Origin of the sequence: Acidovorax sp. NO-1 (genome assembly GCF_000238595.1) — a bacterium.
Taxonomy (GTDB): domain Bacteria; phylum Pseudomonadota; class Gammaproteobacteria; order Burkholderiales; family Burkholderiaceae_C; genus Acidovorax.
The window spans coordinates 50,098-59,655 of the sequence record NZ_AGTS01000074.1 but is presented as its reverse complement, the minus strand read 5'-3'; the positions used below and the strand labels follow the sequence as shown (position 1 = coordinate 59,655).

11 protein-coding genes are annotated in these 9,558 nt (G+C 67.1%); 7 read left to right on the top strand and 4 right to left on the bottom strand.

The annotated features are described in order from the left end of the window. The first annotated feature begins 137 nt into the window (after positions 1-137). Together KYG_RS25410 and KYG_RS08810 are read left to right on the top strand one after the other, a co-directional pair. Complete coding sequence (locus KYG_RS25410; protein ID WP_008904530.1) at positions 138-1,361, top strand: SPOR domain-containing protein; 1,224 nt, start codon at positions 138-140, stop codon at positions 1,359-1,361. 127 nt (positions 1,362-1,488) lie between these two features. Further along, complete coding sequence (locus tag KYG_RS08810) at positions 1,489-2,244, top strand: SGNH/GDSL hydrolase family protein (protein WP_008904529.1); 756 nt, start codon at positions 1,489-1,491, stop codon at positions 2,242-2,244. A 25-nt stretch (positions 2,245-2,269) separates the two neighbouring features. Here the strand turns inward: KYG_RS08810 and KYG_RS08805 are convergent, their stop codons facing one another. Continuing rightward, complete coding sequence (locus KYG_RS08805) at positions 2,270-3,049, bottom strand: alpha/beta fold hydrolase (RefSeq protein ID WP_034693852.1); 780 nt, start codon at positions 3,047-3,049, stop codon at positions 2,270-2,272. Between the two features lie 13 nt (positions 3,050-3,062). Beyond that, on the bottom strand, positions 3,063-4,067 hold the full coding sequence (locus KYG_RS08800; protein ID WP_008904527.1) for a M14 family zinc carboxypeptidase: 1,005 nt from the start codon (positions 4,065-4,067) through the stop codon (positions 3,063-3,065). 179 nt (positions 4,068-4,246) lie between these two features. Here KYG_RS08800 and KYG_RS25345 point away from each other — a divergent pair, with 179 nt between their 5' ends. From KYG_RS25345 to KYG_RS08790, 4 genes are all read left to right on the top strand, one after another. Beyond that, a complete protein-coding gene (locus KYG_RS25345; protein ID WP_008904526.1) occupies positions 4,247-4,378 on the top strand; it encodes a hypothetical protein in 132 nt (43 codons plus the stop codon). Next, positions 4,335-4,511: a hypothetical protein gene (locus KYG_RS25110; protein WP_237707234.1), complete on the top strand. Its 177-nt coding sequence runs from the start codon at positions 4,335-4,337 to the stop codon at positions 4,509-4,511. Before KYG_RS25345 ends, KYG_RS25110 begins: the two co-directional genes overlap by 44 nt. Before the next feature lie 37 nt (positions 4,512-4,548). Next, complete coding sequence (locus KYG_RS08795) at positions 4,549-5,196, top strand: hemolysin III family protein (protein WP_008904524.1); 648 nt, start codon at positions 4,549-4,551, stop codon at positions 5,194-5,196. Positions 5,197-5,415: 219 nt separating this feature from the next. Continuing rightward, entirely contained in the window at positions 5,416-5,889 is a 474-nt protein-coding gene (locus tag KYG_RS08790; RefSeq protein WP_008904523.1) for an HU family DNA-binding protein, read from the top strand. 113 nt (positions 5,890-6,002) lie between these two features. Here the strand turns inward: KYG_RS08790 and KYG_RS08785 are convergent, their stop codons facing one another. Both KYG_RS08785 and KYG_RS08780 read right to left on the bottom strand, forming a co-directional pair. Continuing rightward, entirely contained in the window at positions 6,003-6,818 is an 816-nt protein-coding gene (locus KYG_RS08785) for an alpha/beta fold hydrolase (protein WP_008904522.1), read from the bottom strand. Continuing rightward, positions 6,815-8,365: a benzoate-CoA ligase family protein gene (locus tag KYG_RS08780; RefSeq protein WP_008904521.1), complete on the bottom strand. Its 1,551-nt coding sequence runs from the start codon at positions 8,363-8,365 to the stop codon at positions 6,815-6,817. The genes KYG_RS08785 and KYG_RS08780 overlap by 4 nt, the downstream gene beginning before the upstream one ends. A 221-nt stretch (positions 8,366-8,586) precedes the next feature. Here KYG_RS08780 and KYG_RS08775 point away from each other — a divergent pair, with 221 nt between their 5' ends. After that, positions 8,587-9,525, top strand: coding sequence for a helix-turn-helix transcriptional regulator (locus tag KYG_RS08775; protein WP_008904520.1), 939 nt, complete (start codon positions 8,587-8,589; stop codon positions 9,523-9,525). The last annotated feature ends 33 nt before the right edge of the window (positions 9,526-9,558 follow it).

Sequence of the window (9,558 nt, the reverse complement as noted above, 5' to 3'; positions counted from 1 at the left end):
GTTTTTATTCAAATTTCCAACCGGTAGGCGCTGAGGTCATGGCGCCTGCGTGAAGGGTTAGAACGCACGCAGGCGCCACCGCGTTGCACCCGCGCAAACCATGTGGCGCCGCCCCCTGCGCGTGACAGAATCCGGTCATGCTCGCCTACTCGGATCCTGTCGCCTCCATCATTCCGGCCGCGTCGCTGGATTCCCCGTCCGACAGCGCCATGACGGCGCTGACACGGCTGGCACTGGGGCCGGTGAATACCGACTATTACCTGGCTGTCTTCGAGCGCTTTGACAGCACCGGGCGCACCACCACCACCTGGAACTGGGCTGCATGCCTGGCCACCATCAACTGGATGCTGTTTCGGCAGCTCTGGAGCGCAGCGCTGGTCTACGTGGCTGCGGCCGAGGGCCTGGCCCTGGTCATGTTCGGCATTGGCCGCTCGTACCTGCAGTGGCCGCCCGGCGTGGAACTCGGAGTGCTCGGCGCTTTTGCAGTGCTGGCCTTTGCAGTGCCGGGTCTGTATGGCAATGCCATCCTGTATGCCGACATCCGAAAGCGCGTTGCCCGTGCACTGGCTGCTGCGCGCACCCTGCCCGAGGCCTGCGTGCTGCTGGAGCAGCAGGCAAGCTCGCGCAAGCGGCTGCGGGCGCTGGTGCTGGGTAACGTGGTGGTGCTGACCGCTGCCGCGCTGGCGTACCTGGTCTGGGCCCCATCCGGCACCCCGCCGCTGGCGCTGGAGCCCGATGTCACTGTGGCGCAGGCCACGGCGGCAGCGGCTTCGGCACCTCCACCCGCCAACGAAGTGCCTTCGCTGGCCGAGCCCGCCACACCGGACCCCGCTTCAGCGACACTGCCCACACCACCAGCGCTGCACGATACGCAGGTCCAGCCGGCTGATGCCGCCCCTGCCGCAGTGCCTTCCCCGGCTGCAGCGTCTGTGGATTCCACCCCTGCGCCGTCTGCGCCGGTGGCTGCGGCCACACGCCAGCCCGCGCCCAAGGCATCGTCCCCCGCAGGCCCGGCGCGCCGCGTGGCCCCGGCCGCAAACCCGAAGGCCGCCGGGGCACCCGCGTCTGCGGCGGCCTCGGCCACTCCTGCCGAGTCACCCACCGCCACGCCGCTGGCGGCTGTGGGCACGGCGGCGGGCTACTACATCAATGTCGGGCTTTTTGCCGACGAGGCCAATGCCCGCAAGGCCCAGGCCAGGCTGCTCAACGAGGGGCTGCCCGCCTTTCGCCAGGAGCTCAACAGCGCCAAAGGCCGGCGCATCCGCGTGCGGGTGGGGCCTTACGACACCCGGGCGGCTGCTGATGATGCCGCCAGCGCGATCCGGGCCATGGCCCTGGAAGCCGTGGTGTTCAAGCAGTAGCACGGCTATCGACGGGCCCGCCATGGCGGTGCCCCCGTCCTACGCGGTGCCTTGCAGGCCACCGACGCCACGTTCCGTGCCCTGCAGGTAGGCTGGACGAGGTTCAGATCTTGCGCAGCCCACCAGCATGAAAAATCGCCCCCACAGCACCCGCCCCGCACCCTCCCGACGCCTGGTCGCCGTGGCAGCACTTGCCACCGGCGCCCTGCTGCTCACCGCCTGCGCACCCTGGCGCATCTGGACGGCCGCCGACCTGGCCCGCGAGGCCGAACCCTACACGGCGCAGCCGGCGCAACCCGTGCGGCGGATTCTGGTGGTGGGCGACAGCACCGCCGTAGGCACGGGGGCCGACGCCCCGCTGGACAGCCTGCCCGGGCGCATCGGCCAGGACCACCCGCAGTGGCACATCGACAACCTGGCCGCCAACGGCGCCCGCTACGCCGATGTGGCCACCCAGCTGGAGCGGGCGCCTGCGGGTTACGACCTGGTGCTGGTGCTGGCGGGTGGCAACGACGTGATCCGCCTGACAGCGCTCGACTCCCTGCGATCACAGATCGACCAGGTGGTGGGCCTTGCACAGCAAAAGGGCCGGCAGGTGGTGCTGATGCCGTGCGGCAACGTGGGGCATGCGCCGTTTTTCGTGCCACCGGTTTCTTGGCTGATGTCGCACCGCTCCGAGGAACTGCACGCCCTTGTCAGCGACATTGCCGCCAGGCGCGAGGTGCGTTATGTGCGCCTGCTCAAGCCGCGCAGCGAAGACCCGTTTGTGGTGAACCACAAGGCCCTGAACGCGGCTGACGGGCTGCACCCCAGCAGCGCTGGCTACCAAGAGTGGTACCGCGAACTCGTGACACAGGGTGGGCTTGCAGGCCTGGGTGAATGAGCCGGAGCAGCCTGGTTGCGCCCCTTCACGCTGCCACGCCCTCTGCCCATGAACGCACCTGCCGGATGACCCACGGCGCGTCATCCAGTGGCAGATCATGGCCGGCAAACGGGTGCAGGCGAAGCGGCACGCCCCAGGCCTGCGCTATGGCCTGCGAGCATTGGCTGGACACCAGCCTGTCGTTCTGGCTGGCCAGCAGCAAGATGCGCGATACCCCCGACACCGCGGGCAGCGGTGCCGCCACAGGCGCCCTGTACCGCGCCGCGGCCAGCAGCTGGCGCAAGGCATTGGGCGCGGACACGGGGCGCTGCCCGCGCACGGCCACCCAGTCCTGCACCACGGATGCCTGCGCCGCCGCGCAGTTGCTGGTCATCCGCAGCACGGTCTGTTCGATGGCCTCGGGGCTGGCCCCCGGCAGCACGCAGCGCAACACCGGCAGATAGCTGGCGGGCCGCAGCCTTTGGTAGAACGGGCTGAAGGGCCGCAGGCTGGTGTTGATCAATACGCACCCGGCCAGCTCCCCGGGTGCCACCCGCGCCCACTCGGTCGCCACCATGGCGCCCAGCGACATGGCCAGCACCCGAAACGGCGGCCGCAAACCGTGCGCAGCGAGCTGCGCCCGGCAAGCCTCGACCATGCCCCGCACTGTTGCGGGCGACACCGCACGGTGCAGCAGACCATTGCCCGGAAGGTCGGGCGCCACCACGCGGGCGCCCAGCAGGGCGTTTTCAAATGCGCTGACAAAATCCCCCCAGTGCGCCGCCTCGCGAGTAAGGCCCCTGAGCAGGATCCATGGTGGGTGCATGGTGAACACCTCTTCAGTACCACGCCGCCAGGGCATCGGCACGGCGCTGCGCCCGCTGCTCCGGGGGCGGCACCCAAAGTACGTGGCTGCAGGCTGCGCGGGCCAGAAAATCCAGCAGTGACAGATGGCGCCGAAGCACCCGCTGCTGGCGGTGGTTGATGAGCGGATTGAAAATGCCGTTGCGCGAGAACAGCTGGCGCGGGTTTTTCTTGACCCACAGCCATGAGCCCATCTCCAGGGTGAGTGGCAGGAACGTGTGCGCCGGCGCCGTCTGGCAGGCCTGCAGATAGAGGTGGTCCCACAGGTCGCCGTGCGCAAGGTACTGCGCGCTCTGCGGTTCAAAGACATACTGGTGGTGGCTATGGGCTTGCAGATAGATCTCTTGCAGCGCGTGCAGCTCCGCCAGGTGCGGTATGGGTTTGCGGGTGTGCGCATACGGGAACCACAGGCGGTCCTTCACCCCAAAGCCGGAGTGGCAGTCCAGCGCAATGCTGAACGGCCGTGGCAGCAGCTGCTCTTGCACCACCTCACACAGCGCCTGGCTTTCCTCCTCCATCGGCTCGCCCTGGCGCCCGCGGTACCAGGGCAGCCTGTCGCTCAGCCGCTGCCCGCCGATGCCCGGCGGCACCGGGTCCACGGCGTCTACCGGCGCGTTGCGCATCAGGTCCACCCCGCGCGGGTTGGCGCGCGTGGCGGCCCACATTCCGCCCGGGTTCACGATGGGCATGAACACCAGCCGCACCTGTTCGAGCTGCTGGTGCAGGGTGGTGTCCCACTGCAACCGCATCACCACGTTCTGCAGGTAGGCGATGACCACCTCGGCCCCGATGCGCTCCAGGCCATGGACTCCGCCAAAAAAGCCCACGGCAGGCGCATCGGGCGCGGGGTTTCCGACCCCGATCGCGTACACGGGAAAGCGCTGCCCCGATGCCAGCGACACGGTACGAACCACCTGCACATCCAGACGGGCGCCGCCCTGCTCGATGATTTTCTCCAGGGCCAGGAGCTCGGCAAGCATGGATGGGGTGTCGGGTGAAGGCGAGTGAGGGGCCAGGGCGTAGCGCCTCGCGAGGATAGTCCGCGAACACATGTCCCGCCAGCCTCTTGGCGCAAGTGTGTGGATTCCGCGACCGACGCGAAACCGTCACACAACGGCGCTACCTTGCGGGCAGTCACACCCTTTGAAAGAGGCGCGCCATGCTCTGGAAATTGCTCGGGTTGCAGCGGCTGCTGGATGAGCTGTTCGATGAACGGAGCTGGTTGAGCTTTGACCTGCCCCACCCCCATGACTGGACCTGCGACGATGCCCCGCCCGCCGCGCAGGATTGAGCTCGTCCGCCGGCTCATCGCGCTGGGCACGCTGGCGTGCGCCGCAGCCGCGGGCCTGGTGGAGCTGGTGGCGCTGCAGCGCTCGCGCCACCAGCTGCGGCGTGGACGGCAACAGCACACTGCTCACCACTGAGCTTGACCCCCTTCGCACCCATCCGGGATGGCTGGACATGCACGACCACGCACCCGACACGCGCGAAGAAATCGCCAACAGCTGCAGCCACGGCATCGCGCTATTGGCGGCCTGCCTGGCCACACCCAAGTTGCTGGAATCCGCTCTGCACGCGGGGGAACGGGCCTACGCCGGTGCATTGGCCTTTACCGTGACGATGCTGCTGCTCTATGGCGCATCCACCGCCTACCATGCGATGCCGCCGGGCAAGACCAAGCAACGGCTGCTGAAGCTGGACCAGTCGGCCATCTACCTTTTCATTGCCGGCAGCTACACGCCCTTTGCACTCAGCCAGCCGCCATCGGCACGAACCATGTGGATCCTGGTGGCCGTGTGGGCCGCAGCCGCTGTCGGATTTGTGACAAAGGCCTTGGCGCGCACCACATCCGCACTGTGGTCCACAGGCCTGTACGTCGCCATGGGCTGGCTGGTGCTGATCGCAGCTCTGCCATTGATCGCGCCCATGCCAGCTCTGGGCACCGCGTGGCTGGTGATTGGCGGTGCCGCGTATACGGTCGGCGTGGTTTTCTATGCACTGGACTCTGCGGTCCCCTACGCGCATGCGGTGTGGCATGGGTGTGTGGCCGCAGGCACTGCATGCCATGTGTTCGCCGTGTTGAGCGTGATGGCTGCAACGGCAGCGTGATGCTTCGCAGCCGCCTTGCGGTACGGCGAGCCGGGCTGCCCTTTCTGTCCACGCCCCACCTTCTCCTTCCACGCGGCAGAGCATGCATGGGCCTGCGGGTCAGCTGCGCGTAGGACTCGGGCTATAGGCTGTTCGCGGCATCGCCCCTAAAATCGGGCGCCCTCCCGAAAACCCGGGCGGGCACCCAGCAACTCTGAACATCGAAGAATCAAACACATCATGGCAACTGCAAAGAAAACCCCTGCACCCGCAAACAAGGTCGTCAAGGCCGCCGCACCCGCTGCCAAGAAGGCTGCACCTGCCGCAAAGAAAGTCGCCGCTCCAGCCAAAAAGGCCGCTGCCACCGCAGCCAAGCCCGTGGCGGCTGCAACCGCTCTGAAGCCGATCAAGACTGCCTTCAACAAGACCACCCTGGTGGCCCACCTGGCCGAGCAATCGGGCGTGGAACCCAAAGCCGCCAAGGCCGTGCTCGCTGCTCTGGAAGCCGCCATCCTGGGTTCGGTGCACAAGAAGGGTTCCGGCGAATTCACGCTGCCGGGCGTGCTGAAGATTGGCCTGCAGCAAGTGGCGGCCAAGAAGAAGCGCTTTGGCAAGGACCCCTTTACCGGTGAAGAGCGCTGGTTCCCCGCCAAGCCCGCCTCGGTGAAGATCAAGACGCGCGCGCTGAAGAAGCTGAAAGACGCCACGGCCTGATAGCGCCGTACCGCGCAGCTGCGCAGACCGTGATCCACGGCATGCCGCGCAGCCCGACCGAGCCGGAGCCCCTGGGCGTCCGGCTCTTTTTTTGCCTTCTCAACGGGTGGGGTTCAACGCCCGCTTTGCCCGCCGTGAGCGTGCCGATGCATGAAGGCAACCGACTGAGCAATGACGACGTCCGCGCAATCCCGGTGGGGAGAGTGCCCGCAATGCGGCAGCTGCAGCACACGCGCTCCAGAGACCACTGCAGCAATGCCATGCACCTGGGCGAGCGTTCCGTACTCGTCATCCAGCCCCTGCACCGCCAGCACAGGCGCACGCACGTGGGCAAGCTCTGCCTCGATGCTCCAGGTCCTGAATGCCGGATCGAGCCAGATCCGGCTCCAGCCGCCAAAGGCAGAATCCGGGTCGTCGTGGTAGCGGCTCAGCTTCTTGCGCAGATCGGTGTGCTCATAGGCGTCCCGCGCTATCACGATGCTCCGGATGGTCATGTCTTCCACGAAGATGTGAGGGGCCAGCACCACCAGGCCGCCCACCTTGTGGGGGAACATGGATGCATACAGCAGGGCGATGGACGCGCCGTCGCTGTGGCCGAAGAGCCAGGGCGATTCTTCAATGTCCAGCGCATCAAGGAATGCCGGCAGCACCTCCCGCGCCTGCCTGTGCATGAAGTCCACGCCCCAGGTTTCGTCGGGCGCCCGGGGGGTGGATCGCCCGTACCCGGGCCGCGAGAGCACCAGCCCCCGCAGGCCGCCGGCATCGCAAAGCCGTTGCGGAAAATCTCTCCACATCGCTACCGACCCCAAGCCCTCGTGCAGGAACACCACCAGCGGCGCGGTGTCGCGCTCCGGGGCGATCCACTGGTACTCGACGTGCACCGGCCGGCCCTGCCAGACGATGGCGGCGAATTCACTGCGCCCGCTCACGCGCTGGCCTCCCGCTCGCGCAGGCGGAAACGCTGTATTTTTCCGGTGGCCGTCTTCGGGAGCTCTGGCAGGAACTCGATGAAACGCGGGTACTTGTAGGGTGCGATTTTTTCCTTCACGAAGGCCTTGAGCTCGTCGGGTGTGGCGGTCCTGCCGTCCTTGAGCACGACAAACGCTTTGGTCCGGGTCAGGCCGTCAGCATCCTTCTTGCCGATGACGGCGGCCTCCAGCACGGCGCTGTGCTGCATCAGTGTGGCCTCCACCTCAAACGGCGAGACATACATGCCGCTGACCTTGAGCATGTCGTCGCTGCGGCCCGCGTAGGTGTAGTAGCCCTGTGCGTCGCGCACGTACTTGTCGCCACTTTTGGTCCACCCGCCCTGGAACGTCTCGCGCGTTTTCTCGCGGTTGTTCCAGTACATCAGTGCGGCGCTCGGCCCCCGGATGTAGAGGTCGCCCACCTCTGCGTCGGGCACGGGTTGGCCGTCCTCGCCCCGCAATTCGACCTCGTAGCCGGGTACGGGCTTGCCCGTGGTGCCGTAGCGGATGTCGCCAGGGCGGTTGGACAGGAAGATGTGCAGCATCTCCGTGGAGCCGATGCCATCGATGATGTCGCAGCCAAAGTGCGCCTTGAAGCGCTGCGCGATCTCCGCAGGCAGGGCTTCCCCCGCTGACGAGCACATGCGCAAGGCCACCGCCTCGCGCGCGGGCAGCCTGGGCGATGCCAGCATGCCCGCAAAACCGGTGGGGGCGCCAAAGAACACCGTGGGCTGGTGCTCCACCCAGCGCTTGAAGGTGGCATCGGGCGTGGGCCGCTCGGCCATCAGCACCACCGTGGCCCCCACGGACAGCGGGAAGGTGAGCGCGTTGCCCAGGCCGTAGGCAAAGTACAGTTTGGCCGCCGAAAAGCAGACATCCTTGCCGGTCACGCCGAGCACCGGCTTGCCATACAGCTCGGCCGTCCACCACAGGTTGGCGTGGGTGTGCACCGTGCCCTTGGGCTTGCCCGTCGAACCCGACGAGTAGAGCCAAAAGCCGGGGTCGTCCGCGCCCGTGGGGGCAGGCGCCGCCAGCGGGGTCGCGCTGTTCAGTGCGGCCTCCAGATCGCGGGCGCCCGCATGCAGCCTGCCCACGGGCAGCGACACCAGCAGTGTGCCCACTTCATGCGGGCCGCGCGCCATGGCTTCGGTCAGTAGGGGCAGCAGGGCCCCCGACACCAAGGCTGCCTGCGCCCGGCTGTGCGCCAGCATGTAGGCATAGTCGTCTGCGGTCAGCAGTGTGTTGACCGCTACCGGCACCAACCCTGCGTACAGGCAGCCCAGAAAGCACACCGGCCAGTCGCTGGTGTCATGCATGAGCAGCAGCACACGCTCTTCGCGCCGCACTCCCGCACCGGCCAGCACGCCAGCCAACCGCCGGGCGCGCTCCTCCAGGTCGCCGTAGCTCAGGCGGCCGCGATCGTCGATGTAGGCGGTCCGCCCGGCATGCGTCCGGTTCAGTTCAAAGAGATGTTCGGCAAAATTGAACCGCTCCGGCAGGCTGGGCATGGGATGTCTCCGAGGTGGCGGCCTGATAAGGCGCTGGCACGTGTTATTGATGTGTATCCTTGCGGATCCCAACGAGGTGCAGTATTTTGCTTGCGCATGAACAATAGGTAATGCTTGATCGGGTGTCAAGCACTATAGTGCATAAGACATGCCACCATGAATGGTCTGGCTCGCCATGGCCCCGATGCGCCAGCAGCCAGAACGCTGCCAGAAAGACAGGCATGAACGAACCAACAGACACAGACATCGCTCTCTCCACTCCTGCAGACGCCCTGCAAGACGCAGCCGAAGAGGCCAAGAACCCCCTGCTCGTGGCGCTGGGCGAGCGGGTGCGTACCCTGCGGGCCCAGCGCGGGTTGACGCGAAAGGCGGTCGCGGTAGCGGCCGACGTTTCCGAGCGGCACCTGGCCAACCTCGAATACGGCACCGGCAACGCGTCCATCCTGGTGCTGCAGCAGGTGGCCGGTGCCTTGCACTGCTCTCTGGCCGAGCTGCTGGGCGACTTCACCACCCGGTCGCCCGAATGGCTGCTGATCCGGGAGCTGCTCGAACACCGCAGCGAGCCCGAGCTGCGCCGTGTGCGGCTGGCGCTGCACCAATTGCTGAGCGGCGGTGGCAGCGACACGGCACGCCACCGGCGCATTGCGCTCATTGGCCTGCGGGGTGCGGGCAAATCCACGCTGGGCCCTCTGCTGGCGCGCGACCTTGATGTGCCCTTCGTTGAACTCAGCCGCGAGATCGAAACCCTGGCTGGCTGCAGCGTGCGGGAGATCCACGATCTTTATGGCACCACGGCCTACCGCCGCTACGAGCGCCGTGCCCTGGAAGAAACCGTACAGATCCACAGTGAGGTGGTGATCGCCACGCCCGGAGGCATCGTCTCCGACCCTGCCACCTTCAACGAGCTGCTGGCGCACTGCACCACCGTGTGGCTGCGTGCGACACCCGAGGAACACATGGGCCGCGTTCTGGCGCAAGGCGACATGCGCCCCATGGCCGCCAGCAAGGAGGCCATGGACGACCTGCGCCGCATCCTGGAAGGCCGCGCGGCCTTCTACTCCAAAGCCGACCTTACCGTGGATACCTCGGGGCAGGCCCTGGAGGAGAGCCTGCGCGAACTGCTCACCGGCGTACGCGCGCTGATGGCCCAACCCCGCTGACCCCGCGCGACCCGCGCCTACAACCCATCGCAT

Excerpts from the sequence above, each read along its gene's own strand:
- KYG_RS25410 (WP_008904530.1), top strand. The coding sequence starts at position 138 with ATGCTCGCCTACTCGGATCCTGTCGCCTCCATCATTCCGGCCGCGTCG.
- KYG_RS08810 (WP_008904529.1), top strand. The coding sequence starts at position 1,489 with ATGAAAAATCGCCCCCACAGCACCCGCCCCGCACCCTCCCGACGCCTG.
- KYG_RS08805 (WP_034693852.1), bottom strand. The coding sequence starts at position 3,049 with ATGCACCCACCATGGATCCTGCTCAGGGGCCTTACTCGCGAGGCGGCG.
- KYG_RS08800 (WP_008904527.1), bottom strand. The coding sequence starts at position 4,067 with ATGCTTGCCGAGCTCCTGGCCCTGGAGAAAATCATCGAGCAGGGCGGC.
- KYG_RS25345 (WP_008904526.1), top strand. The coding sequence starts at position 4,247 with ATGCTCTGGAAATTGCTCGGGTTGCAGCGGCTGCTGGATGAGCTGTTC.
- KYG_RS25110 (WP_237707234.1), top strand. The coding sequence starts at position 4,335 with ATGACTGGACCTGCGACGATGCCCCGCCCGCCGCGCAGGATTGAGCTC.
- KYG_RS08795 (WP_008904524.1), top strand. The coding sequence starts at position 4,549 with ATGCACGACCACGCACCCGACACGCGCGAAGAAATCGCCAACAGCTGC.
- KYG_RS08790 (WP_008904523.1), top strand. The coding sequence starts at position 5,416 with ATGGCAACTGCAAAGAAAACCCCTGCACCCGCAAACAAGGTCGTCAAG.
- KYG_RS08780 (WP_008904521.1), bottom strand. The coding sequence starts at position 8,365 with ATGCCCAGCCTGCCGGAGCGGTTCAATTTTGCCGAACATCTCTTTGAA.
- KYG_RS08775 (WP_008904520.1), top strand. The coding sequence starts at position 8,587 with ATGAACGAACCAACAGACACAGACATCGCTCTCTCCACTCCTGCAGAC.